Source organism: Streptococcus tangpeifui, assembly GCF_011038795.1.
GTDB lineage: Bacteria > Bacillota > Bacilli > Lactobacillales > Streptococcaceae > Streptococcus > Streptococcus tangpeifui.
The window spans coordinates 108,499-132,804 of the sequence record NZ_JAAKDU010000003.1 but is presented as its reverse complement, the minus strand read 5'-3'; the positions used below and the strand labels follow the sequence as shown (position 1 = coordinate 132,804).

Below are 24,306 nucleotides of genomic sequence, written 5' to 3'. Positions count from 1 at the left end.
GTCCTTAGCTCTCCAACTCACTCAGATATTCATAGCGCTCATATTTTTCCAGCAGGTTTTGGTTGAGCTGGTCTAGTTCTTTTTGCAGGTCGGCCAACTTGGTGAAGTCACTGCCATAATTTCCCATATCAGCTTCAACTGCCGCAATCTTATCTTCCAGACTGGCAATGTCATCTTCAATTGAAGCCCATTCCTGCTTTTCCTGCCAAGACATGCGTTTCTTGACAGACTCTTCTTTTGGAGCATCTTGGGATTCTTTTTCAGCCTTTTGACTGTCAGGGCTGGCTTGATGTCGAAGAAATTCTTGCTCATCCAGATAATCAGTATAATTGCCAAAAAACTCCCGAACCGTGTTATTTTCAAAGGCTAAGATTTTATTAGCTACCTTATCTAGGAAGTAGCGGTCGTGACTAACAGTGATAACAGCCCCGCCAAAACCTTGGAGAAAATTCTCCAAAACAGTCAGGGTTGCAATATCCAAGTCATTGGTTGGCTCATCCAGAAGTAAAACATTAGGTTTCTCAATCAAAATCTTAAGAAGGTACAGCCGCTTTTTCTCACCGCCAGATAGCTTGGCAATCCGTGTACCATGACTAGAACGCGGAAATAGGAACTGTTCCAGAAGTTCGGTAATACTGGTTGTCCCCACAGTTGTCCTGACTTCATCGGCCACCTCTTGCAAATAATTGATGACTCGCTTGCTCTCGTCCATCCCCTTAATTTGCTGGGAGAAATAACCAATTCTCACTGTCTCACCAATATCAAGCTGGCCAGAAGTCGGCCGTAAATCTCCATTAATGAGATTGAGGAGGGTCGATTTGCCAACGCCATTATCACCGACAATGCCGATTCGATCCTTGTTCTGCACCAAAAGATTAAAATCCTGCAAAATTGGCTTGTTGGGATAGGCAAAAGATACCCCCTTGAAATTGAGTACCTTCTTGCCAATTCGGCTGGTTTGGAAATTAATGGCCAATTCACCGGTCGAGGATGGCTTTTGTAATTCCCCCTTGAGCTCCTTAAAGCGATTGATTCGGGCCTGTTGCTTGGTAGCTCTGGCTTGGGGTTGGGTCCGCATCCAGGCCAATTCCTGCTTGTAGAGCTGCTGCTTCTTATGCAGATTGGCTGCTTCTCGCTCATCTGCTTCGGCCTTGAGACGGACATAATCTTGGTAGTTGCCTTGGTACTCGGTCAATCGGGCCTGCTCCAATTCAAAAATGCGTGTCGCCACACTATCTAAGAAATAGCGATCATGAGTGATAAAGAAGACGGTTTTCTTGGAGGTTTTGAGAAAATTCGTCAGCCAGGCAATGGTGTCAATGTCGAGGTGGTTGGTTGGCTCGTCCATCAGTAACAAGTCCGCATTCCCTAACAAAACCTGAGCCAGCTGCACCCTCCGTTTTAATCCTCCGGAAAGCTGGCTGACTTTTTGAGTCAATTCGGAAATGCCCAACTTAGACAGGACAGTTTTAACCTCGCTCTCAATAGTCCAAGCATCTAAACTGTCCATTTCAGCCATGATCTGATCCAGCTGGGCTTGATTGGCCTCATCATAGTGGAGCATAAGTTCCTCGTACTGGCGAATCAGCACCATTTCTTTCAAATCAGACGAGAGAACCGTATCTAACACTGTTTGGCTATCATCAAAATCTGGCTCTTGAGTCAGGTAGGCCATTTTATAATCTTTGGCCTTTAAAAAAGGAGAAACATCTCCATCAAAGCCAATCTTATCCGCCAAAACATCTAGGAGTGTTGTTTTCCCAGTCCCATTAACCCCAATCAAACCGATGCGATCCAGATCGTGAATAATAAAGGAAATATCTGAAAAAACGGTCTTATCTCCAACCGATTTGGTCAATCCTTCTACAATAAAATCGTTCATTTTTCCTCCTTAGGACTAGAAAATTCTTTTATATTACATAAATATATTTATGCTAGATAATTATGGTTAGTTATCAGTCTTGGCTCCAGCAAAGGCTAAAATAGCTTCTCGTTCATTAGCTAACTCCCCTTGAACAATAGCGGCCTCTATCTGGTTCAAAACCTGCCCCAGCGCTGGACCTGGCTGGAGTCCTAATTGAGCCATGAGGTCACCGCCGTTGACAACAATCTCTTTCTTATGATGAATGAGGAGACTAGCATCCAACTGGGCAATCAAGTCAAAATCGACCGTCAAACCTTGAGCCTGTCGTAGATTTTCAGCTAACTCTGCCAGAGGCTTACTGTAGCGATAAAGGGTTTGCTTATCGTGGACAGCCGTTAGACGATGGTCGTAAATAGCTACTAATTGTGTTACCATCTTTTGAAAGTGACTGGAGGTCTTCCACTTTTTCAAGAAAGCCTTGCAATTCTTGATTTTCAAGGCTAAGCAGAGAGCAGCCCAGGCTTGTTCGCTGGTCGCAAAGACAAAATCATCTGCATAATCTGTCAGCAAGGTCGCCAATTTGTCAGCCTTCCCTTGTAAATCAGGCAGATAGTCACAAGCCTTAGCCTGAATCAAGGCTTCCAATCCTTTTTTCCAATAAGGAGCAGTCAAGAGCTTATCAAACTCGATAAAGGACCGCTCAACCGAAATTTTTTCTAAGAGAGGAGCGTAGATCTTCATGGCCGCAAAAGTACTAGTTTCAATGGTAAAATTCAAGCTAGCCGCAAAACGAAGCCCACGCATAATTCGCAAGGCATCCTCGCTAAAACGCTCATCAGCTCTGCCAACCGCCCGCAGAACCTGGTTCTCCAAGTCGCTGAAGCCATCAAAAAGATCAACAATTTGGGCATCCTCAGCTAAAGCAAAAGCATTGACAGTAAAATCTCGTCGTTTGAGATCTTCTTCCAAGGAGCGGACGAAAGAGACGCTCTTGGGTCTGCGGTAATCAACATAAACATCTTCAGTTCTAAAGGTCGTAACCTCATACTCGCCGCCATTTTCCAAGACCAAGACTGTTCCGTGTTCAATGCCAATGTCTACCGTCCTCTCAAAGATCCTCTTGGTTTCCTGAGGATAGGAGCTGGTCGCAATATCGACATCGTGGATGGGCCGATTTAAGAGGGCATCCCGCACCGATCCTCCGACAAAATAGGCCTCATAGCCTGCTGATTTTATCTTCTCTAAGACTGGTAAAGCCTCCTGAAACTCAGAAGGCAAATTTTTTAATCTCATAGTAATTCTTCCAACCCATAAACGAGTTCCTCTCGTTTCACCACTTCTTTGATCCCTAGATTAACTCCGCTCATGAAGGAAACGCGGTCATAGGAATCGTGCCGAAGGGTCAAGCCTTGGCCTTCAGCACCAAAGATGACCTCTTGGTGAGCTATCAGACCCGGAAGGCGGACTGAATGGATGCGAAAACCATCAAACTCAGCTCCACGTGCACCAGTCAGGGTCTCCTCCTCATCCGGAGCCCCCTGTTTCTTAGGAGCACGGACCTTCTGAATTAATTCAGCAGTCTTAACGGCCGTTCCGCTAGGGGCATCTTTTTTCTTATCATGATGGAGTTCGATGATTTCTAAATCCGGGAAATACTTGGCTGCCTTAGCAGCAAACTCCATAAGAAGAATGGCTCCGATAGCAAAGTTAGGCGCAATCAGACCACCGACTTTTTGCTGACGAGAAAGTTCGATCAATTCGCTGATTTGCTCAGGTGTAAAGCCTGTTGTCCCAACAACAGGAGCAAAGCCGTTTTCTAAAGCAAAACGAGTATTTTCATAGGCAACCTTGGGCATGGTGAAATCAACCCAAACCTGAGCATCGAAGCCAACTAAGTCTTCCTTCTTGTTGAAGACCGGAATGCCATCAATCTCTTTTTCAGGAGCGAAGGGATCAAGAAGTCCCGCCAATTCCAAATCAGCATCTCCCTTGACCATATCGACAGCGGTTGAGCCCATCCGTCCCTTAAATCCTGCCACAATAACTTTAATACTCATACCTGTTTCCTCCTATAATTGACTAAGTACAGTTGACCAAGTCAGCCTTATTAAAAAATGCGGCCGCTAATCCGCCTTGGGTGTAAAACCGACCGCCACTGCCCCTTCTCCAAGGTGGGTAGAAATCACGCCACAAAAAGGAACAATATCCAAGTCACCTTTAAAGCCACTGGCCAAGAGCTGCTGACGAAAGGCTTGAGCCTTGTCTTGGGCATTGGCCTCAATAATCCAAGTCTTGTAGGCTCTTTCTTCAGCTCTCTGGTCTAAAATCGCAATTAAACGTTTGAGGGCTTTTTTCTCGGTTCTAACCTTCTCGAAAACCTCAATGACCCCATCATTGAAATACATAATGGGTTTGATATTAAGCAGATTTCCCAAAAGAGCAGCTCCATTGGAGAGGCGGCCGCCTTTTACCAAGTGATTGAGGTCATCTACCATAATATAGGCTTCAGTTCCAGCAATCATGATTTCCAACTGGCCTAAAATCTCTTCAAAGCTCAGCCCGGCTTTCGCTCCTTCTAAAGCTGAGGTCACCATATATCCCATGGGACTGCTAGTAATCTTACTATTTGGAAAGGCGATCGTCAGCTGGCTGTGTTCCTCAATCAAATACTGGATATTTTGCCAGAAGCCTGAGATACCGCTGGAAAGGAAAATCCCCAGAATATGGGTGTAACCGCCCTTTTCCAAATTGATCAAGGTCTCCTCTAAATCTGCGATACTGGGCTGACTAGTCATCGGCAGATCGAAAGCTTGCTGCATCTTGGGATAAAATTCCTCAATGGTCAGATTTTTCCCCTCGACATAGGTCTCACCACTAATCATAATGGGAATATCCAAGATATAAAGGTCGGGGTGATCCGAATAATCTTTGGGGAGGTAGACCGAGGAGTCCGTTATAACTGCTAATTTCATTTTAGAATTCCAGATTAATACCTGGACGGTCAAGAGCGATTTCAGACACTTCGTAAGTTAGGCGCTGCAACGTTTCCAAGAGCGGTCCTGCCAAACTTTGAACCTCTTCTTGAGAAAATTCTTTTGGTTCATTAACTAAACGATTATGGACGTGCACCATTTGTGAGATGACACCAGCAATGACAAATTCATCACGGACGATTTGGAACTGCAAAACAGCTACCAAATGAGTTTCGTTTTTCTTGTCATCCTTGCTGACCAATTGGAAAGTTACTTCAACATTGGTTTTGGGTTCACCATTTTGCTTTTCCCATTCCAAATTGCGGGCATCATAGTGATATTGATTAACGAATACTTGATCACGAGTTAGTTCCATTATTCTTCTCCTAATTTGAATCTTTTAACTAGCTTATTATAGCACACTTCGCTCTCGCTTCAAAGGGCTTTTCCTGTCTGGTATTATTTATTTATGGGGCTTAATCCTCAAAGAAAATTCTGGACAGAAAGGGAGATTGGAAATGAGTTTGAAAATTCAGCCTTGGTTACGGTAATCACTTAAAATTTCTTTTGCGGGTGTCGCCGAACAATTTCTGAATGAGCAGCTAAGACCTCTTTACCCTTGGCTGTCAAAGCATACCCCCGCAGAACAAAGAGCGGCGCCAATTCGTCTTCACTGTATACCTCTAACGTTTTTTGCTCCAAGTCCTGCCGCTTCATCTTGGACAAGCCCTTGACTGTCTTAATTTTTAGGAAGTCTTTAAGCTCATCAGCTCGCAAATAGATGAGTGATTCTTGGGCAGACATCAGACGAAGGTAATCGTGTTTTATCAACCAGTCCAATTCCTTCTGGACGTCAATACCATAAGTCGTATAGAAATATTTGTGCTGAGGACTGTAGGTCGTATAGGTACCAAAATTAATCCGCCAAAGCAAGATAATGTGTCCAGGTAGCAAACCTTCTCTCGTTCGTTCCATGTTACGCTTAGGAATGGTCTTGCGTCTCAGCTCGTCCTCATATTTAGCTGAGATATAGGGCATCTCCGCATGGTTGGCATAAATTTCTTCAAAAGTTTTCATGAATTTAGTATAACACAGAATTTTTCGGCATAAGAAAAAGACAACTTTCAGTATAAAAGCGTCTTTTTGAGCTTTAAAGCCACAGAAGTCTGAGGTCTTGACTTTGCCTGTAGTACACTCGGCTTCTAATCAATATCTGTCCCATTGGAAGCAATAACCTTCTTGTACCAGTCGAAGGACTTCTTCTTGGAGCGTTTGAGACTGCCATTTCCTTGGTTATCACGATCAACATAGATAAATCCGTAGCGCTTCTTCATTTCACCAGTACCAGCTGATACGAGGTCAATACAGCCCCAAGTGGTGTAGCCAAGAAGCTCAACACCGTCTTCATTGATAGCCGCATTCATAGTTTTGATGTGTTCCCGCAGGTAGTCAATGCGATAATCATCTTCAACATAGCCATTCGCATCCGGTTCATCAATTGCCCCTAGACCATTTTCGACGACAAATAATGGTTTTTGGTAACGATCCCAGATGGTATTCAAGGTAATCCGAAGTCCTAGAGGATCAATCTGCCAGCCCCATTCAGATGAGGTCAGGTAAGGATTTTTAATGGAAGCAAAGATATTACCTTGTGTTTCTTCATTAGCTTTTGGATCGGCAGAAGCCACTCGGCTGGAATAATAAGAGAAAGAAACAAAATCAACCGTATGGTCTCTCAGGAGTCCCAAATCTTGCTCGGTCATTGTGATATCAAGGCCATCACGTTCAAATTTTTTAAGGAGGTAGTTTGGATAGTAGCCACGCGCCTGAACATCAATCAAAGAATAGCCTTCCCGGTCGTCCTGCATGGCTTGCCAGTAGTCAGCAGGATTAGGGGTATTCGGATAATATTGCCCTGCCGCCAGCATACAACCAACCTTATTTTCAGGATCTACTTCATGAGCTATCTTAGTGGCCAAGGCTGAGGCGACCAGTTCATGGTGCACTGCTTGATATTTGACTTCTTCTTCGTTTTCACCTTCTTCAAAGCAAATACCCGCTCCCATGAATGGTGCATGCAGAATCATATTGATTTCATTGAAGGTCAACCAATACTTAACTAGTCCTTTGTAACGATTAAAGATAGCCCGGCAGAGATTACCGTAAAAGTCAATCAGTTTGCGATTTCGCCAGCCGCCATAATGCTCAATTAAGAACATTGGGCAATCGAAATGAGTAATGGTCACTAGAGGTTCAATGCCATATTTGTGACATTCTTTAAAGACTGCTTCGTAGAAGGCCAAACCTTTTTCATTAGGCTGACTTTCATCCCCTTTGGGGAAAATTCGCGACCAAGCGATAGACATTCGGTAGGTTTTAAATCCCATCTCAGCAAAGAGGGCGATGTCTTCTTTGTAGTGGTGGTAGAAATCGATGGATTCCTTGGCCGGATAGAAATAGCCCTCTTCAAAGTCGAACATTTTTCGTTTACCAGCAATGATTGGGAAACGATCGGGACCAATCGGGACCACATCAACATTGGCTAGGCCACGTCCATCAACATCGTAAGCCCCTTCGCATTGGTTAGCCGCCGTTGCTCCACCCCATAAAAAACCATCTGGAAATGCTTGTAATTTAGTCATGAGAATACTTCCTTTCTTTCATTATTCTTATTATAGCCCGATAAAATTTGGCAAACCTCATCTATCATTAGAAATTCTAATACTATCCTATGCTTTCGCTCTAATCTGACCTTTTAATCAAAGTTATAAACGACCTCTTGAATAGGATCAATTAGCCTTAGTAGCTTGAATTGACCTCGGTCATAGCTGTATTCAAAAATTGAGCAATTGGTCGGAAAAATTTGGTAGGATTCCCAATTAATCCCAACGGCATGGGCAAAATGCATGAGGGCTCCAGCATGACTGACCGCTAAAATTGTTTGTCCATCATAATCTTGAGCCAGCTGGGTGATGGTTGCCTTAAGGCGCTCCTGAACCTGACTATCAGACTCACCACCATGGATTTCATAATAATTACCGACCTTACGACGATAGTCCCGCGGTGGGTGAAGGTACTCTTGCTGCCCTTCAAAGCTACCAAAGCTCATTTCTTTGAGACCCTTGAGACGGCCGTACTTGCTTACGCCTGTCGCCAGCTCTAAGGTATCACAAGCCCGCTCAGTTGTTGAAGCAAAATAAGCGTCTGCCTTAATACCATGCTTTCGCATATAACGGCCCGCCTGCTTGGCTTGATCAACTCCTTTTTGAGTTAAGGGAGAGTCGCACCAACCCTGAATCCGTTTTTGAACATTGAAGAGGGTTTCACCATGCCTCATCAAATAAAGATGTGTTGCCATCTAAGCTACTCCTTCTAGGAAAATGATTTACAAGACTATTATACAACTCTACTTGTCTTAACGAAACAGCTGCTTAAGCCACTACCAAGCAATCAGTTAATAAAAAGGGAAAACTCAACCTCGATCCCATATTTAACACGAATGGCTGAGGTTCCCAAGGAGAGGTTCGACTATTTTTGATAGATAAACTCTTTTTGCATCGGATTGTAGATATAGTGCATATCAAACTGTCCTTTATCATAGGTGAACTTGAGAATAGCACAGTTACTCATTCCTCGCACATCAGGAACTTCTTCCAAAGCTCCTCGAAAAAACTGAGCAATGGCAGCCCCGTGACTGACCGCTAAAACCTGACTGCCTTCTGCTAATTCCCCCATGAGATTGGTGAGCGTTTCAACCATGCGGCGGCGGACAGCCATAGTATCTTCTCCTCCAAAAAAGACGAAGGCATCGCGATAGCCTGTTCCATCCGTATGCAGAGGTGGATTGAGGTATTCCGGCTGTGCCTCATAAGAGCCGAAATCCATCTCTTTGAGTCCCTTGAGACGGATAATATCATTACGACCGCTGACGATTTGGGCTGTATCGCCGGCTCGCTCTTGGGTTGAGGCATAAACAGCATCAAACTCGATTTTCTGGTCATCAAAGAATTGCTTAGCTAATCTGGCCTGTTCAATACCTAACTCTGTCAAGGGAGAGTCTGAAGCTCCTTGGATTCGTTTTTGCACATTAAAACGTGTTTGCCCATGTCGCATGAGGTAGAGTGTTTTCATAAAACCACTTCTTTCTTACCTAAAGGATCAATGACTTTTCTTAGTATTAAACTACCACTCTCGTACTCGTAGAGGCAGATATTGCAGTTACCGAATGTTACTCCTTCTGGAAAAGCCAAATCTAAATGCTGAATGAGTCCCCAGAGGGCTGCTCCATGACTGACCATAATGATTTCTTGTGCTGGGTCATTTTCTGCTGTCATTAGAACCTCTTGACAAACCCGCTCACCAACCTTAATAATATCCTCACCGCCATAAGGAACCAGGAGATTTTCAAAGGAGCGAGCTCCTGGCCGCATTTTTGGTAAAAGATTTTCTGGTTGGGCCTCGAAGATACCAAAGTTCATTTCCTTGAGCCCCTTGAGCTGCTTAATCCTATCATTTTCAGCAATAAGGCGTGCCGTATCTGCAGCTCGTTCTTGGGTTGAAGAATAGATAGCTTGACGGTCAACATCATTGGCCTTAAACCAGTTCCTAGCCTGCTTCGCCTGCTCAATACCATCTGGCGTTAGAGGAGAATCGCACCAGCCCTGAACCCGTTTTTGGGTGTTAAAAAGAGTCTCTCCATGCCGCATCAAATATAATTTCTTGGTCATAAATCAGTTAGGGCCAACCCCCACTCCTTTCGTAAGCTAAGTCTTATTGATATTATAAAACCTTATAACGGCTCTTTCTTATAGAATCCTACTAGGAATTGGTACTATCCTATGATTACATACGGAAAAAGCTGATGAAAATCACCAGCTAAACTCTATATTAAAAGACAGATAAGAAATACGATTATTTAGACAGTTAATTCTATGGTATTATCCTCAAATCCTAGAATAACAGATTCATAATAGCCATCGCCTGTTGTTCGAGGGCCATTGATGCACTTGTAACCATCGGCCTCTAAGCGTTTCGTCAAATCATCAACCGCCTTCCTATTTCCGAGACTCATAGCAAAATGAGCCAACCCAGTTCGATTAGCTGCTTTAGCAAGGTCTAACGTATCTGGCCTACTCATAATTTCCAGTCTAGCCCCATCTGTAAAACTCAAGAAATAAGACCGAAAGCCAGTCTTTGGGTTGTGGTAGAGCTGATTGGACTGGGTTTGAAAGTATGTTTCAAAAAAATTTCGAGCTCCCTCTAAATCCTTGACATAGATAGCTAAATGTTCAATTTTCATAGCTTTCTTCTCACAACCTATCTAGATAGTTTTCAATAACCTGTAAGACCCCATCTTCATTATTCGATGGTGCTAACTGTCCAAACTCCTTAATGCTTTCTGGTGCATTGGCCATGACATAGGATTGACCGGCCAGCTTTAGCATCTCAATATCATTGCCACCATCACCAAAACACATGAGATTAGCTGCTTCCAGCCCCCAATAATCAAGAAGATAGCTCAGCCCTTTCCCCTTATGCATACCAGAGATGATGATATCAACGCTTCCGGGACCACTGGAGGTCCCTGTCAAATTTCGGTCAGCAAAAGTCTGAGAAACTTCCGTCACAACTTGCTGGGTTAATTCTTCAGGAACCCAGACCGTCAGCTGAAAAATAGGATCCTCTGGCATTTGCTCAAAACGCTCGACCAGTTGCATTTTTGGCAACAAATAACTCTTAAGCACATCAATCGTTTTAGGATCGGCATCTGTCAATAAATAAGCCATATCTTTACAGATAACCATATTTAGAGCTTGAGGGAAGTTTTCTTTAAGAAAATTCAAACAGTCAAGAGCTGTCTGCCGCTCGATAAAATTTTCCCAGATCGTTTGATTTTCTGTCACAACATGAGAACCATTTTCTGACACATAGGTCAATCTGTGATCGTATTGCGGAAAATTCAACCGCAACTGGCAATGCTGATTGCCGCTAGCAATAACAAACTTAATATCTCGTTCCTCTAACTTCTTGAGAACCCGGGCAAATCGCTGGCGATCAAAGGTTTTATCATCTCTTAAAAAGGTTCCATCCATATCGGTCGCAATTACCTTAATCATATTTTGCTCCTTCTTCCAATAGTAATAGGAGTATAGCACGATTTCACTCATAAAACTTATACTATCTAGGGAAATACTGATAGAATCCTATGATTTAGACTGTTAAAAAATCTCAGCTATAAAACCGAGACGAAATGCTGAACTGATTGAAACATCCAATTTATATCATTAAACTAGACAGAAGTGATGATTTAGACTGTTTGGGGGTCACTCATAATTTTTTAATAGACATCATCCTCAAACTAAAAGTACTGAAAGGGCCAAAAATATTCCTACAGGCACCAGTCTAACATCCGACTTTCACTATCAGAAATCGCTAGTGCACTGTAAATAAGTCCCCCAAATACACGGGATAATGATAATAGATAAGATTAGAAAAAAGCTGGTCAAGGCTTCAGTCGTCCTTTTTGAATCGGCCATTGCTCATTTTCCTTCTTTAAAAGCCTAAAAGAAAGCGTCTACAAAAATATGCTTGGGAGACTTTCCTCATTTTCAGACACCCCTCTTAAACAGTCACTGAACTGTTTGAGAGCTAAAATTGAACATGCCTACCATACTGTAGAATTAGAGACATAGCTGCTGGCGCTCAGCTCCTTACAAATATGTCTACTGATAATATAAAAAATCTCCTAAGTATTTTATCACCTAGGAGATTTCCTAAATTCCTTTGCATGACTTAACGGCTTTGGATCTTGATTAAACTGTGCGGAGGTAGGAATACAAACTAAAATTTCAACTTTTGAGTTTTTTACTGCTATTCTCCTACTGATTTTGTCTCACTCTCATGAAAAATCCAAAATTGCCGCCAGCAGAAACTTTCACACTGATTAAAAAGCTAAGGTGAGGATAAGCCTATCGTAAAATCATCCCCATCTCTAGGTAAGTTTATTACCAATCACCAATAGTACGATAAGCTTGCTCGAAACGTTCAGCAGGAATAATCCGTCCATTGGTATGGTCGATAACATCACCAACCTGAGCTGTTGCATACATACCATAGCCATAAAAATGGCTGTCACTAGCCCAATTAGGATCCAAAGCTGGAATCAGAACCTGCAAATTCTTGCTATCCCTCCAAGTCAAACACTTCTTTTTAAAGGCCTCTGCCACCCAAGCAGGATAAGGAGCGGCCTTGCTAATTCGCCAGACATCAATTAATTTTCCTTTATAACTTGCTTTCATCACTTTTCTCCATAAAATAAATATCACCTAAATTTTTAACAATAATTAACTTTCAATTAACAACTATTATCGAAAACCCACTCTAACACTTTACCATCCCAAAATAACATCTCAATTACTTATTTTTGTTAATTTTATTAAATAAGATTAGAAGAATAAGCTGATTGGGATGTTATTGGCACTTCTTAGATCTACCATTGGAAGCGCTGATAAACTGAATCCCACAAGTCATTATGAGAAGACTGATAAAGAAATAGTTATCAATCTGAGGTTTGTGGGTCACATAATCGTAGATGACTGTAATAAGTACAAGACCTAAAAATACTAGTGAGTACTTATTGCCGATCAGCCGATAAAATCCTTGTAATGTTTCTCGCAACGTTAATTCACTGCCAGAAGATTCCTCATAAGCTACACGGTAGGCCAAATAGTCTAGGATAAAATTAATTACTCCTAGAAAGATAATCTTCCATAGGGCAATCGACAAGAAAAATCCCAGCCAGATAATGAGCATTAGGGTGATAAGGCTGGTTACAGTAAACCTCCGATAGGTTCTCATTCGCCGCTACCTCCTATAAGACTGTGGCATTGCACATTAAGCTAATACTCTTTAAAAATCAAAACTATATCCCGTTGGCTTCAGCTTGCCGTAACCCAGTACTGTCTATGCTTCGTCGTCTTATCTATTACTGATTTTCTTTGAGTATAAACTAGTAAATAAAGCAAAAGGAAAGCACCCATACGGCCTCTCCTTTTACTATTTGGGAGTAAAGAATCACTCGGGCCTAAAGTAGCAAAGGACCCGAGTTGATTTAAATAAAGAAGGAGTCAGGAAGCTTGTTGAGTTAATCACCAATCAAAAATACTAACAAGCTTCAACTATTGCATCCAACAATGACAGTATAACCTATTTTTTACTTTGTGCACGAAAATGTCGTGAAACGGCCAAAATATGTCGTGAATCGACTTTTTTTAAAATTTTTCGTCTTTTTAATTCCCTAAATTCTAACAATCTATCGGTTAGTTGGGGGATTATAGAATTTCTTCGATGTGAAACTGACCAAATCTTCTTTAAAGTCCAAATGATACATTGTCATCTTCACCTTGCCATACCTTCAATCTTGCAAACTTGTCACTTGCCTTATCCTCAATTTCAAACTACCCACTGAATAGCTTAAACACTCTGTGGCTTGTCACCTAGTCTGACTGCGATTTTTTTGAGGATAAAAATAATGTTATTCATTTGTCAGCGACTGTAAACTGTTTGACGATCAAGAGGCTAAAAGTACGCCGATTTGGCTGCTTCACGCATCACTTTATCAAAATCATCAGTACAGCCAGTTGCATTTTCAGACTTCTAAAAAAGACTGAGAAATTCTCCCAGTCTTAAGTTGATAATAAAAAATTCTAAGGTTCTCTAAATAGCTTGAGTTGTAAAGCTCCTGCTTTCCAGTACTCTAACCATAGCATCTGCCGTATCCAGTGCAGTAAAGAGAGGAACACCTGCTTCAATGGCCGAGCTACGGATAGTCTGACCATCTTCATCTGCTGTTCGCTTGGTACCAACCGTGTTAACAATGGCCTGGACAACACCGGTCCGAACCAGGGCTGGAATGTCATTGTCATCGTTATCACCTAGCTTATCAACAATGACTGAATTTAAACCATGTTTTTTGAAATAGCGGGCAGTTCCAGCTGTTGCATAGATACCATAGCCGATAGCATCAAAGCGGCGCGCCAGCTCCAGAGCCTCTTCTTTGGTATCATCTGCAATAGTGAAGATGACATTACCGAAGGTTGGTAGGTGAAGATAACTGGCTTCGAAAGCTTTATAGAGGGCTTTTTCTAAGGTTTTATCTGACCCCATAACTTCACCAGTTGATTTCATTTCAGGGCCTAAGAGGCTGTCTACTTTAGCCAATTTGGTAAAGGAGAAGACAGGGGCCTTGACATGAACTCGATCACTCTCAGGATAGAGACCGTCCTGATAGCCTAAATCAGCTAAGCTTTGCCCTAAGATCAGCTTAGTTGCTACCTGAGCCATTGGAATATCTGTTACCTTGGATAAAAATGGCACGGTCCGGCTGGCGCGTGGATTAACCTCGATGACATAAACTCTTTCGTCGTGAATGACAAACTGAATGTTCATCATACCATAGCAATTAAGGCCGATAGCCAGACGCTTGGTATAGTCGGTAATGGTATCGATGATCTCTTGAGAGAAGGTTTGCGGTGGGTAAACAGCCATAGAGTCTCCTGAGTGAACCCCGGCTCGTTCGATATGTTCCATGATCCCCGGAATGAGGACATTCTTACCATCTGATATGGCATCGACTTCACACTCACGACCAACCAGATAAGAGTCGACAAGAACAGGATGATCTGGACTCGCCTTAACCGCTGTTCTCATGTAAGAGCGAAGGTCGTCTTCGTTTTCAACAATTTCCATAGCACGACCGCCAAGGACATAGGAAGGACGAACCAATACTGGGAAGCCGATTTGACGGGCTGCAGCTACTGCTTCTTCTTCGTTGGTAGCTGTGTGACCCAGTGGCTGCGGAATATCAAGGTCTTGTAGAGCCTGTTCAAAAAGGTCACGGTCTTCTGCTCGATCTAAATCAGCCACTTGGGTTCCTAAGATTTTAACACCAGCCTTAGACAATGGTTCAGCCAGATTGATAGCGGTCTGACCGCCAAACTGTACGATAACCCCCTTAGGCTGCTCTAAATCAATGACATTCATGACATCTTCGAAAGTGAGAGGTTCGAAATAGAGCTTATCGGATACAGAAAAGTCAGTCGAGACGGTCTCTGGATTGGAATTCATGATAATGGCTTCATAACCAGCTGCCTGCAAGGCTTTAACTGAGTGAACGGTTGCATAGTCAAATTCCACCCCTTGACCGATGCGAATTGGGCCAGAACCCAGTACGATAACTGATTCCTTATCTGATTTGATTGATTCATTTTCAAAGGCATAGGTTGAGTAGAAATATGGAGTCGCAGATTCAAATTCTGCGGCACAGGTATCAACCATTTTGTAAACAGGAATAATATTATTATCTAAGCGCAACTGGCGAATGTCTGCGGCAGCCATTCCCCAAAGTTGACCAATTTTTCTGTCACCAAAACCAAAACGTTTAGCTTCTTTCAAGATATCAAGATTGCCAACATTCTTTTGCAACTCTTGCTCCAATTCAAAAATATGGAGCAACTTATCCAAGAAGAAGATATCAATCTTGGTCAAGTCTGAAATTTCTTCAATGCTAAAACCGCGACGGATAGCTTCCGAAATGTAGAAAAGTCGGTCATCCTGAGCTTTGACAATCTTCTCGAAAAGCTGGTCATCACTAGCTGTCGCTAATTCTGGCATCTCATTGTGGTGAACACCGATTTCCAGCGAACGGCAAGCCTTGAGCAGACTTTCTTCAATATTGCGGCCGATAGCCATGACTTCACCCGTCGCCTTCATCTGTGTTCCTAGGCGGCGTTCTCCATTTTCAAACTTATCAAATGGAAAACGGGGAATCTTTGCCACAACATAGTCAAGGGCTGGTTCAAACATGGCATATGTCGTGCCAGTTACTGGATTGATCATCTCATCAAGTGTCAATCCAACTGCAATTTTAGCAGCCAATTTAGCAATAGGGTAACCTGTTGCCTTAGAAGCCAGTGCTGAAGAACGCGATACCCGCGGATTAACCTCGATGACATAGTATTTAAAACTGTGAGGATCCAGAGCCAGCTGGACATTACAGCCACCTTCGATCTTAAGGGCACGAATGATTTTTAGACTGGCATCCCGCAGCATCTGATTTTCAATATCGGACAGCGTCTGAGTTGGGGCAAACACAATGGAATCTCCTGTGTGGATACCAACAGGGTCGAAATTTTCCATGTTACAGACCACTAAAGCATTGTCAGCACTATCCCGCATAACCTCGTATTCAATTTCCTTGAAACCAGCGATGGATCTCTCAATCAAGCATTGTGTAACAGGCGAGAGCTTCAGGCCATTCTCGGCAATTTCACGCAATTCTTCTTTATTGGTACACATACCGCCACCGGTACCTCCCAGAGTGAAGGCAGGGCGGACAATGACAGGGTAGCCAATCTCGGCCGCAAAATCTAAGGCCTCCTGAACAGTATTAACAATCTGTGATTCAGGAATCGGTTGCTCCAAATCTTCCATGAGCTGCTTGAAGAGGTCACGGTCTTCAGCCTGATCAATAGCTGAAAGCTTGGTTCCTAGAAGTTCAACACCCAGCTCATCCAGAATACCCGCTTTAGACAGTTCCATAGCCATATTGAGCCCGGTCTGGCCACCAAGAGTTGGCAAGAGGGCGTCTGGCCTTTCCTTGCGCAAAATGCGGGTCACAAATTCGGTCGTGATAGGTTCAATATAGACCTTGTCGGCGATTTCTTTATCGGTCATGATAGTGGCTGGGTTCGAGTTAACCAAGACAACCTCATAACCTTCTTCACGCAGAGCTAGGCAGGCTTGGGTACCAGCGTAGTCAAACTCAGCAGCCTGACCAATAATAATTGGACCAGACCCGATGACCATAATTTTAGAAATATCAGAACGTTTTGGCATAATACAAGATACAAAGGGACAGTTTGCTTGCAAAAAATCCTGTAGAAAAATAGGAAATCTGGCGCAGAGGTCAACACCTAGGAAGTTTTACACTGCTAAGTATCTATATCTGTAAAGTGCCAAAGCACCAACAGCTACGTCTCTTTTTTCCTAAGGATTTAGTCCCATGTTCAGTTAGGAACGCTAACCGAACTTCTCCTTTCTACTATTCGTCGTCTCACTGTACAACATTAAATATTAGCGGATAGCTTTCTCTAATTTGAAAGCATCAATCAATTCCAAAAACTCATCAAAGAGATAGCTGGCATCATGAGGACCTGGGGCAGCATCTGGATGGTACTGAACCGAAAACGCTGGATAGTAGCGATGACGAACCCCTTCGACAGACTTATCATTAATCTCTTCATGAGTGACAATCAGACTATCCGGTAAGGTCTCGCGATCAACAGCATAACCGTGATTCTGACTGGTAAAATCAACCCGCCCTGTAGCAATTTCACGCACTGCATGATTAAAGCCCCGATGCCCAAACTTCATCTTATAGGTTCTAGCACCGTTAGCCAAGCTAAAGAGCTGATGTCCCATGCAGATACCAAAAATAGGAATCTTGCCTTGGACTCCCCGGATCATGTCCAGAGCTTCAGGCACATCCTCAGGGTTCCCCGGCCCGTTAGACAGCATGACACCGTCTGGATTGAGGTTGAGGATTTCTTCAGCTGTCGTATTGTAAGGGACAACAGTCACATTACAGCTACGTTTAGAAAATTCCCGCAGAATGGAATGTTTGAGCCCAAAGTCTACCAAAACAATGTTTTTGCCAACACCGGGAGCTGGGTAAGCTGCCTTGGTAGAGACCTGTTCGATATTATTGGTCGGCAGAACTGTCGCTCGTAATTGATCCTGTAGGTGTTCAATGGTATCGCCTGCATTAGCCAAGGTTGCCTTCATAGTACCATGTCGACGGATAATCTTGGTCAGAGCACGAGTATCAATACCAGAAATCCCTGGAATATTCTTGGATTTTAAAAATTCATCCAGAGACATTTGATTACGCCAATTGCTGGCTCGTCTGGCACTTTCCGCCACAACTACTCCTTTACAGGTTGGTGTAATGGACTCATAGTCATCACGGTTGATACCATAATTCCCGATCAAAGGATAAGTGAAGGTTAAAATTTGACCGTTATAGGACTGGTCGGTGATGGATTCCTGATAACCAGTCATACCAGTATTGAAGACAATTTCACCGGTCACATCAATCCCAGCTCCGAAGGCTTGACCTTCAAAAATCGTACCATCTTCTAAAATTAATAGTCTTTTTGTCATAAATCTATCCTCAGGACAAGGTCATATTCTGCAAAAACTTGCAAGAATGAACTTGTTTTCTCCTTTATTTAAGATACAAAGAGCGTTGAAAAATCTGTATAAAATAGGAAACTGACACTATGCTGCCAAAGCACAAGGCAGTTTATCTTTTTACTAAAATTTTAGCTCATACTCAATTAAATGGTTTACATTATTAATCAAATAATTCTAAATTCCAATTTAGCCTAAGCTTTCCCTCTCAGAACGGCTTCGATAATCGCCATACGGACAAAAACCCCATTTTGCATCTGGGCTACAATCCGAGACTTAGGCGCTTCGACCAAGTCATCTTTGATTTCTACATCACGATTGACTGGAGCTGGATGCATGATAATAGCCTCTTCTTTCAAGCGATTATAGCGTTCTTTAGTCAAACCATAGAGACGGTGGTAGCCTTCTTTTGAGAAAGATTCACTACCATCATGGCGTTCATGCTGTACCCGCAGGAACATCATGACATCAACCTGTTCTACAATCTCATCAATAGTGACGTATTGGCCATACACATCGAATTCGTGCGAGTACCACTCCTTTGGACCGCAGAAATAGAGCTGGGCCCCAAGACGCTTAAGAATTTGCATGTTGGACTTGGCTACGCGCGAATGAGTAATATCGCCAGCAATAGCAATTTTAAGATCCTCAAAAGTGCCAAATTCTTGATAGATGGTCATGAGGTCTAAGAGACTCTGACTGGGATGTTGACCCGAGCCATCGCCGCCATTGATGATCGAAGTCTGAATGGTCCGGCTATCAATCAATTCCTTATAGTAGTCATCCTTGGAGTGACGAACCACACAGATGTCTACCCCCAGAGCTGACATAGTCAGAATTGTGTCGTAGAGAGTCTCGCCCTTGTTGACAGAACTGGTCTTAGCATCGAATTCAATCACATCCAGCCCCAGCTTTTTTTCAGCCACCTCAAAGGATTTGTGGGTTCGAGTTGAACTTTCAAAGAAGAGATTTGCTGCAAAATATTGCCGGTCCAAATGAAAGTCAGCTTTTCCTTGTTTAAAGGCCATGCCTCGTTTAATCAGCCCGAGAACTTCTTCATTGGAGAGAGTTTCCATGGTCACCAGATGCTTGAGGGAGACCATACCATTTGTTACTGCCATAGGTCTTTAGTCCTTTTCTGGAAGAATTTGATAGAGAATAATACCAAGAAGTGTTGAGAAAGCGACACTGGTGATTTGGAGATGGGCGATTTGTAACATAAGCCCACCAATCCCTGACACTAAAATAACACTAGCAATGAAGAGATTTTTCTTATTGTCAAAATCGACTTTGTTCTCAACTAGAATTTTCAAACCGCTGGAAGCGATGACCCCAAAGAGAGAGATAGAAACGCCACCCAGAACAGCGACTGGAATGGACTGGAGGAGGGCCGAAATCTTACCAATAAAGCTCATGACTACCGCAATTACTGCAGCCCCGGCAATGACATAAACAGAGAAAATCTTATTGAGGGCCATAACACCGATATTTTCACCATAGGAGGTTACCGGAGGAGCACCGAAGAAACCAGCAATAATTTGAGCTAAACCATCCCCAGTTAAAGTTCTTTCCAAGCCAGGATCCTTAAAGAAATCGCGGCCCGTTAAACTGTTGAGAACCATGACATGGCCGAAATGCTCAGTCATGGTAACAAAAGCAATGGGAGCCATAGTCAAAATAGCACTCGGATAAAGTTTAAAATGACCGTCAGCTAATAGGATATGGAAGTTGGGGATATCTAACCAGGAAGCCTTGGTCACTCCTGAAAAATCAACAATTGTTTGACCTGTTAAGAATCCCAGTCCAACAGCAAAGAAGTAACCAACAATTAAACCCAATAAAATCGGAATGACAGCAACAATCTTTTTCCCATAGATACTAAAAAGAATAACCGAAAAGAGCGTAACCATGGAAACAACCAAACTTGTAATGCTGTATTTATCATCGTTCAGCATGGCATTGTTGACAGCTGATGTTGCCAGACTAAGTCCAATAACCATGATAATGGGGCCAACCACAATGGGCGGCAAAATCTTATCGATCCAATCCTTACCAGCAAACTTAACAATCAGAGCTACCAAAAGATAAACTAGGCCGCCTGAGATAGCTCCCTGAGCCACTGCCGGCATCCCATCTGTCTTCAAGAGGGTTTGCATGGTTGCTATGTAAGCAAAGCTGGAACCCATATAGGCTGGAATCTTATACTTGGTAACAGTTAAGTGAGCCAGAGTTCCCAGACCACTTGAGAAGAGAGCAATGGCAGGGTCGATTCCTACTAGGATTGGTACCAACACTGTCGAGCCAAACATGGCAAAAAGATGCTGGAAAGATAGGCCTAGGAGAAGCCCTGGTTTGGGCATGTCGCTAATATCGTATGTTATTTCTTGCACAACTACTTCCTTACTAATCCTTGTCCTCGGAGGTTTCTATCTTAACTTGGATCACTGATAGTGACACGGTCAGCTCCATCTACCTCTACCATTTCCACAGTAATTTCTTCTGCTGAGCTGGTTGGAATATTCTTTCCGACGTAATCAGCTCGAATTGGCAATTCACGGTGACCGCGGTCAACTAAAACAGCTAAGCTGACACGAGCTGGCCGTCCCAAGCTCACTAAGTTATCAATAGCAGCTCGAATTGTTCGTCCTGTATACAGAACGTCATCAACTAGGATAACATCCTTATCAGTAACGTTAACAGGCATTGTTGTCGTGTCTTTTTCAACCTTGACATCATCTCGGAAGGGTTTAATATCTAATTCACCCGTTGGAACATCAATCCCCTCAATCTGTTTGAGGCGGTCCTGAATCCGACGAGCGATGTAAACGCCGCGAGTCTTGATGCCTGCAAGTACAAGATTATCAAGACTCTTATTGCGCTCAATAATCTCATAAGTGATGCGGGTGATAGCCCGCTTCATGGTTACGTCATCGACGACTTCTTTTGTCTTCATAAGAAATCCTTCCTTATAAAATAATTTTTTTGAACAAAAAATCTCCCTGCCCTTGCAAGGAGATGACACAAAATAAGCGATAAGGGTACAGCCTACCCTATCATTTTTTCTGAGCTTGTCTCCTTGCCTGCCTCTCTGGACAGTTTTAAAGGATTTTATTCATTGGGCTCATTATAGCAAAAACTACTAGCTAAGGCAAGAATTAACCGTAAGTCTTTTGCGACCTCATTGAGCACCTCATTTTTTAAGTTACTCTGATGGTCAAAACAAAAACATCAGTGCAGGAAGTCCACTTGACGAATAGAACAAACATGCATTTTCCTACAAATCGAGGCTGGAGTAAACAGCTAATTGGCCCTCATCCACAAAGTGTTATCATTCTTGAAGAGTTTTCAACCTTGCTGCATAAATATGACTGTGTAACAAAGAGGCCTTAAGTTACACACTTTATGACAACCTACTCTGACGCAAGTTCTCTAAGGTCTCTTGGAAGAGTTTCGGAGGCCGAACAGAAAATTCAAGAAGTTCTCCTGTCGTCGGGTGGGTGAAACCGAGAGTTTGGGCGTGCAGAAACTGCCCGTGACCCTTGAGCGTTTTGCGAGGTCCATAGAGAGGATCGCCAGCGATAGGGTGACCAATATAGGCCATGTGAACACGAATTTGATGAGTTCGGCCAGTCTCTAGGCGCAATTCGACCAGAGTATAGTTTCCAAATCGTTCTAAGACGTGAAAATGCGTCACGGCTGGTTTACCTTTAGCAGTAACGGCTTGTTTTTTTCGGTCTTTGGCTGAACGGCCAATCGGTGCTTCGATCAGTCCTCGATCATTGGGGAGATTACCGTGGACAATAGCCAGATACTTTCTCAAGGACTTCTTATCCTTGAGCTCATCGGCCAAAGCTTGATGAGCTTGATCATTCTTAGCAATCATCAGTAGACCAGAAGTATCCTTATCAATACGATGGACAATACCAGGTCTTACCACACCATTAATGGTGGACAAATCTTTAATATGGTAGAGGAGAGCATTAACCAAAGTGCCGGACGGATGGCCGGCTGATGGATGAACCACCATTCCCTGAGGCTTGTTAATGACAGCAACATCTTGATCCTCATAAACAATTTCCAGAGGGAGGTCTTGGGCGACATAGTCTAAAACCTCTTCTTCAGGCTCTTCGTACGTGATGATATCCCCAGCTTTGACACTGTACTTAGCCTTCTTGACTTGGCTATTAACCAGAACAGTACCGTTCTTGATGGCCTGATGGGCCTGAGAACGCGACAAACTGGTTAAATCCGCAAGCGCCTTGTCCAGTCGCTGTCCCTCTTGATTAATAATGACTTCCATGCTGCTCCTCTCTCCAAAAAGCAATAATTAATAGTAAAACGCCGACACTAAGGCAGGAATCTGCCAAATTAAAAATGGCAAAGTCCATAAAATCAAGATGAACCATATCAACTACATAACCCAGTCTCAATCGGTCAATAAAGTTCCCCAACCCACCAGCAATAATTAATGTCAGAGCGCCGACAAGCCAGAAAGAACCAGATAAATGTTTCCAAAGGTATCGAACTGCCACTCCTATCACTAGGATGGTCATCAAGGTAAAGAACCATTGTTGGTTCTGCAGGATGGAAAAAGCAGCCCCATAATTGCGGACATAGGTTAAACTAAAAATCGGCGGTAAAAATTTTTGCACAGCCCCCTGGCGGATATGCTCAACCACCCAAAATTTACTCAACTGATCCAAAATAACTAATATGATAATCATCAATGGAATCATAAGCTTACGCATGCTTTTTTACTCCTTGCTCGACATTCAGCTAAAAGGTCCGCTGACACTAGCTTTCTTAGCTTCTAGGGTTTAAAACTTTTAAAATACTCAGTCATGACCTCAATAAATTTAAGGGCACAAGTCGAGAGATTAGTGTCAACCCGCTTAACGTAAACCATTTTATTGTCCAGATGATCTTCTAGGGGAATAACTGTAATCCCATTGACACTGCGACTGTCTAAGAAGCCCGATCCTGTCGCATAGGCGTCTGTCCGCTCTAAAATGCCATTCAGAGTAGCCCGGTCTGTTACATTGTACATAAGCGAACTGTCACTAGTGTCTACAAAATTTTCTGAATAGTAGGGGTATTCATCCTTATCTTGGGTAAAGCGAACTGTTGGCAGGCCAGCCAAATCCTCCATGGTCAAGCTAGTCTTCTGAGCCAGCGGGTGATTTTTCCGCAGATAGATATGGGTTTTAAACGGAATCAATTCAACCATTTCCAAGCCTAACTTGGACATCTTCTGCTGAATTCCTTTATTGTTTTGGCGATTGAGGTAGATAATGCCGATATCGCTGTGCCCCTGACCAACCTCATCTAATATCTGAACCGTCGTTGATTCAAAGATCCGAAAATCCTTATAATCTGGATAGCGCTGCGAAAAAGTGGTCACCAACGGCGGCAAAAAATCATAGTGCTGACTCGCGATAGAAAATTGATAGTGATCACCATCAGGCTTCGTGTACTGCTTCTCAAAAGAGTCGAAGCCCCGCACAACATCCAAAGCTTTCTCATAAAAAACCATTCCTCGGCTAGTCAAAACAGTTCCCGTTGTTGTCCGCGTAAAAATTTGAAAACCTAACTCAGACTCCAAGTCCTTGACTGCCACCGAAAGACTGGGTTGACTGACAAAAAGTTTGGATGCAGCTTCTCGAAAGGTTCCGCTGTTAGCTATTGCTACCACATAGCGTAATTGTTGAATATTCATATTGCTTATTACTTGCTTTCAATCATTGCTCAGAATTTAATCGTTCGTGAGCTTACTGAATTATTATAACAAAAATTTATTAGCATTTCCCTTGTTCCTTATTAATGGTCTTAAAAAAGAGTCTGAGACCAAAGTTCAGACTCTTAGCCTTGTTCTAGATTTACTAGATTGACGCAGCGGTTGGGAGTAAGACTTGTTGGCTTACCGACTTAGTCTTCCCCCTGCACAGTTCATTAGGTACTTTAGCACCAATGAACCACTGCTGATTGACAGTCCTTATCTCGGGGCGCATTCCTATTTTCAGGCGTTTTCAGGCGCTCCCTTAAACAGTCCACTGGGCTGTTTAACTACCACTCAAGTGATAGCTCCAACAGTTTGGGGAACTGTTGGAGGTTATCTAATGTGATGAACTTTGTTCATCTTATTTCCAACCTCAAAAGAACTCCCAGACCTTTTGAGGGAGGTGGGTTAAAACGCTCTGGTAGAGCTTTTTAATCGGGAAA

22 protein-coding genes are annotated in these 24,306 nt (G+C 43.0%); all 22 read right to left on the bottom strand.

The window, feature by feature from the left end:
* Positions 1–4: 4 nt before the first annotated feature.
* The 22 genes from G7Y32_RS03855 to G7Y32_RS03750 all read right to left on the bottom strand — a co-directional run bounded on the left by G7Y32_RS03855 (position 5) and on the right by G7Y32_RS03750 (position 23,803).
* A complete protein-coding gene (locus G7Y32_RS03855; protein WP_165210863.1) occupies positions 5–1,882 on the bottom strand; it encodes an ABC-F family ATP-binding cassette domain-containing protein in 1,878 nt (625 codons plus the stop codon).
* Between the two features lie 66 nt (positions 1,883–1,948).
* The gene (locus G7Y32_RS03850) at positions 1,949–3,157 is read right to left on the bottom strand and encodes a CCA tRNA nucleotidyltransferase (RefSeq protein WP_165210860.1); all 1,209 of its coding nucleotides are present in this window, start codon (positions 3,155–3,157) and stop codon (positions 1,949–1,951) included.
* Entirely contained in the window at positions 3,154–3,921 is a 768-nt protein-coding gene (gene dapB / locus G7Y32_RS03845) for a 4-hydroxy-tetrahydrodipicolinate reductase (protein WP_004229002.1), read from the bottom strand. The genes G7Y32_RS03850 and dapB overlap by 4 nt, the downstream gene beginning before the upstream one ends.
* Before the next feature lie 66 nt (positions 3,922–3,987).
* Positions 3,988–4,836, bottom strand: coding sequence for a DegV family protein (locus tag G7Y32_RS03840; RefSeq protein ID WP_165210857.1), 849 nt, complete (start codon positions 4,834–4,836; stop codon positions 3,988–3,990).
* 1 nt (position 4,837) lies between these two features.
* Complete coding sequence (locus G7Y32_RS03835) at positions 4,838–5,212, bottom strand: DUF1149 family protein (protein ID WP_165210854.1); 375 nt, start codon at positions 5,210–5,212, stop codon at positions 4,838–4,840.
* Positions 5,213–5,391: 179 nt separating this feature from the next.
* Positions 5,392–5,913, bottom strand: coding sequence for a hypothetical protein (locus G7Y32_RS03830; protein ID WP_165210851.1), 522 nt, complete (start codon positions 5,911–5,913; stop codon positions 5,392–5,394).
* A 125-nt stretch (positions 5,914–6,038) separates the two neighbouring features.
* Positions 6,039–7,478 (bottom strand): 6-phospho-beta-glucosidase, encoded by a 1,440-nt coding sequence (locus G7Y32_RS03825; protein WP_165210848.1) that lies wholly within the window; start codon positions 7,476–7,478, stop codon positions 6,039–6,041.
* A 113-nt stretch (positions 7,479–7,591) separates the two neighbouring features.
* Positions 7,592–8,194 (bottom strand): histidine phosphatase family protein, encoded by a 603-nt coding sequence (locus G7Y32_RS03820; RefSeq protein WP_165210845.1) that lies wholly within the window; start codon positions 8,192–8,194, stop codon positions 7,592–7,594.
* A gap of 170 nt (positions 8,195–8,364) precedes the next feature.
* Positions 8,365–8,967, bottom strand: coding sequence for a histidine phosphatase family protein (locus G7Y32_RS03815; RefSeq protein WP_165210842.1), 603 nt, complete (start codon positions 8,965–8,967; stop codon positions 8,365–8,367).
* Positions 8,964–9,563 carry a histidine phosphatase family protein gene (locus G7Y32_RS03810; protein ID WP_165210838.1) on the bottom strand — a complete coding sequence of 200 codons (600 nt, stop codon included), beginning with the start codon at positions 9,561–9,563 and terminating at the stop codon, positions 8,964–8,966. The genes G7Y32_RS03815 and G7Y32_RS03810 overlap by 4 nt, the downstream gene beginning before the upstream one ends.
* 188 nt (positions 9,564–9,751) lie before the next feature.
* Positions 9,752–10,135, bottom strand: coding sequence for a VOC family protein (locus G7Y32_RS03805; RefSeq protein WP_165210835.1), 384 nt, complete (start codon positions 10,133–10,135; stop codon positions 9,752–9,754).
* A gap of 10 nt (positions 10,136–10,145) precedes the next feature.
* Positions 10,146–10,952, bottom strand: a complete 807-nt coding sequence (locus G7Y32_RS03800; RefSeq protein WP_165210832.1) for a Cof-type HAD-IIB family hydrolase — start codon at positions 10,950–10,952, stop codon at positions 10,146–10,148.
* Between the two features lie 888 nt (positions 10,953–11,840).
* Positions 11,841–12,134, bottom strand: a complete 294-nt coding sequence (locus G7Y32_RS03795) for a hypothetical protein (RefSeq protein WP_165210829.1) — start codon at positions 12,132–12,134, stop codon at positions 11,841–11,843.
* Between the two features lie 172 nt (positions 12,135–12,306).
* Positions 12,307–12,693, bottom strand: a complete 387-nt coding sequence (locus G7Y32_RS03790) for a hypothetical protein (protein ID WP_165210826.1) — start codon at positions 12,691–12,693, stop codon at positions 12,307–12,309.
* Positions 12,694–13,551: 858 nt separating this feature from the next.
* Positions 13,552–16,731 carry a carbamoyl-phosphate synthase large subunit gene (gene carB / locus G7Y32_RS03785; protein WP_165210823.1) on the bottom strand — a complete coding sequence of 1,060 codons (3,180 nt, stop codon included), beginning with the start codon at positions 16,729–16,731 and terminating at the stop codon, positions 13,552–13,554.
* A 237-nt stretch (positions 16,732–16,968) separates the two neighbouring features.
* Entirely contained in the window at positions 16,969–18,057 is a 1,089-nt protein-coding gene (locus G7Y32_RS03780; RefSeq protein WP_165210820.1) for a carbamoyl phosphate synthase small subunit, read from the bottom strand.
* Between the two features lie 224 nt (positions 18,058–18,281).
* On the bottom strand, positions 18,282–19,208 hold the full coding sequence (locus G7Y32_RS03775; protein WP_165210817.1) for an aspartate carbamoyltransferase catalytic subunit: 927 nt from the start codon (positions 19,206–19,208) through the stop codon (positions 18,282–18,284).
* 6 nt (positions 19,209–19,214) lie between these two features.
* On the bottom strand, positions 19,215–20,477 hold the full coding sequence (locus G7Y32_RS03770; RefSeq protein WP_165210814.1) for a uracil-xanthine permease family protein: 1,263 nt from the start codon (positions 20,475–20,477) through the stop codon (positions 19,215–19,217).
* Between the two features lie 41 nt (positions 20,478–20,518).
* A complete protein-coding gene (gene pyrR, locus G7Y32_RS03765; RefSeq protein ID WP_165210811.1) occupies positions 20,519–21,040 on the bottom strand; it encodes a bifunctional pyr operon transcriptional regulator/uracil phosphoribosyltransferase PyrR in 522 nt (173 codons plus the stop codon).
* Positions 21,041–21,487: 447 nt separating this feature from the next.
* On the bottom strand, positions 21,488–22,387 hold the full coding sequence (locus tag G7Y32_RS03760; protein WP_165210808.1) for an RluA family pseudouridine synthase: 900 nt from the start codon (positions 22,385–22,387) through the stop codon (positions 21,488–21,490).
* Positions 22,371–22,835 carry a signal peptidase II gene (gene lspA / locus G7Y32_RS03755; protein WP_165210805.1) on the bottom strand — a complete coding sequence of 155 codons (465 nt, stop codon included), beginning with the start codon at positions 22,833–22,835 and terminating at the stop codon, positions 22,371–22,373. The genes G7Y32_RS03760 and lspA overlap by 17 nt, the downstream gene beginning before the upstream one ends.
* 62 nt (positions 22,836–22,897) lie before the next feature.
* Positions 22,898–23,803 carry a LysR family transcriptional regulator gene (locus tag G7Y32_RS03750; RefSeq protein ID WP_165210802.1) on the bottom strand — a complete coding sequence of 302 codons (906 nt, stop codon included), beginning with the start codon at positions 23,801–23,803 and terminating at the stop codon, positions 22,898–22,900.
* Between the last annotated feature and the right edge of the window lie 503 nt (positions 23,804–24,306).

What these genes read in the sequence shown, in the direction of transcription:
- G7Y32_RS03825 (WP_165210848.1), bottom strand. Translation starts at nt 7,478, where the DNA reads ATGACTAAATTACAAGCATTTCCAGATGGTTTTTTATGGGGTGGAGCA.
- G7Y32_RS03795 (WP_165210829.1), bottom strand. Translation starts at nt 12,134, where the DNA reads ATGAAAGCAAGTTATAAAGGAAAATTAATTGATGTCTGGCGAATTAGC.
- G7Y32_RS03850 (WP_165210860.1), bottom strand. Translation starts at nt 3,157, where the DNA reads ATGAGATTAAAAAATTTGCCTTCTGAGTTTCAGGAGGCTTTACCAGTC.
- G7Y32_RS03750 (WP_165210802.1), bottom strand. Translation starts at nt 23,803, where the DNA reads ATGAATATTCAACAATTACGCTATGTGGTAGCAATAGCTAACAGCGGA.
- G7Y32_RS03820 (WP_165210845.1), bottom strand. Translation starts at nt 8,194, where the DNA reads ATGGCAACACATCTTTATTTGATGAGGCATGGTGAAACCCTCTTCAAT.
- G7Y32_RS03790 (WP_165210826.1), bottom strand. Translation starts at nt 12,693, where the DNA reads ATGAGAACCTATCGGAGGTTTACTGTAACCAGCCTTATCACCCTAATG.
- G7Y32_RS03810 (WP_165210838.1), bottom strand. Translation starts at nt 9,563, where the DNA reads ATGACCAAGAAATTATATTTGATGCGGCATGGAGAGACTCTTTTTAAC.
- carB (WP_165210823.1), bottom strand. Translation starts at nt 16,731, where the DNA reads ATGCCAAAACGTTCTGATATTTCTAAAATTATGGTCATCGGGTCTGGT.
- G7Y32_RS03815 (WP_165210842.1), bottom strand. Translation starts at nt 8,967, where the DNA reads ATGAAAACACTCTACCTCATGCGACATGGGCAAACACGTTTTAATGTG.
- G7Y32_RS03780 (WP_165210820.1), bottom strand. Translation starts at nt 18,057, where the DNA reads ATGACAAAAAGACTATTAATTTTAGAAGATGGTACGATTTTTGAAGGT.
- lspA (WP_165210805.1), bottom strand. Translation starts at nt 22,835, where the DNA reads ATGCGTAAGCTTATGATTCCATTGATGATTATCATATTAGTTATTTTG.
- G7Y32_RS03840 (WP_165210857.1), bottom strand. Translation starts at nt 4,836, where the DNA reads ATGAAATTAGCAGTTATAACGGACTCCTCGGTCTACCTCCCCAAAGAT.
- dapB (WP_004229002.1), bottom strand. Translation starts at nt 3,921, where the DNA reads ATGAGTATTAAAGTTATTGTGGCAGGATTTAAGGGACGGATGGGCTCA.
- G7Y32_RS03830 (WP_165210851.1), bottom strand. Translation starts at nt 5,913, where the DNA reads ATGAAAACTTTTGAAGAAATTTATGCCAACCATGCGGAGATGCCCTAT.
- G7Y32_RS03760 (WP_165210808.1), bottom strand. Translation starts at nt 22,387, where the DNA reads ATGGAAGTCATTATTAATCAAGAGGGACAGCGACTGGACAAGGCGCTT.
- G7Y32_RS03835 (WP_165210854.1), bottom strand. Translation starts at nt 5,212, where the DNA reads ATGGAACTAACTCGTGATCAAGTATTCGTTAATCAATATCACTATGAT.
- G7Y32_RS03800 (WP_165210832.1), bottom strand. Translation starts at nt 10,952, where the DNA reads ATGATTAAGGTAATTGCGACCGATATGGATGGAACCTTTTTAAGAGAT.
- G7Y32_RS03805 (WP_165210835.1), bottom strand. Translation starts at nt 10,135, where the DNA reads ATGAAAATTGAACATTTAGCTATCTATGTCAAGGATTTAGAGGGAGCT.
- pyrR (WP_165210811.1), bottom strand. Translation starts at nt 21,040, where the DNA reads ATGAAGACAAAAGAAGTCGTCGATGACGTAACCATGAAGCGGGCTATC.
- G7Y32_RS03855 (WP_165210863.1), bottom strand. Translation starts at nt 1,882, where the DNA reads ATGAACGATTTTATTGTAGAAGGATTGACCAAATCGGTTGGAGATAAG.
- G7Y32_RS03775 (WP_165210817.1), bottom strand. Translation starts at nt 19,208, where the DNA reads ATGGCAGTAACAAATGGTATGGTCTCCCTCAAGCATCTGGTGACCATG.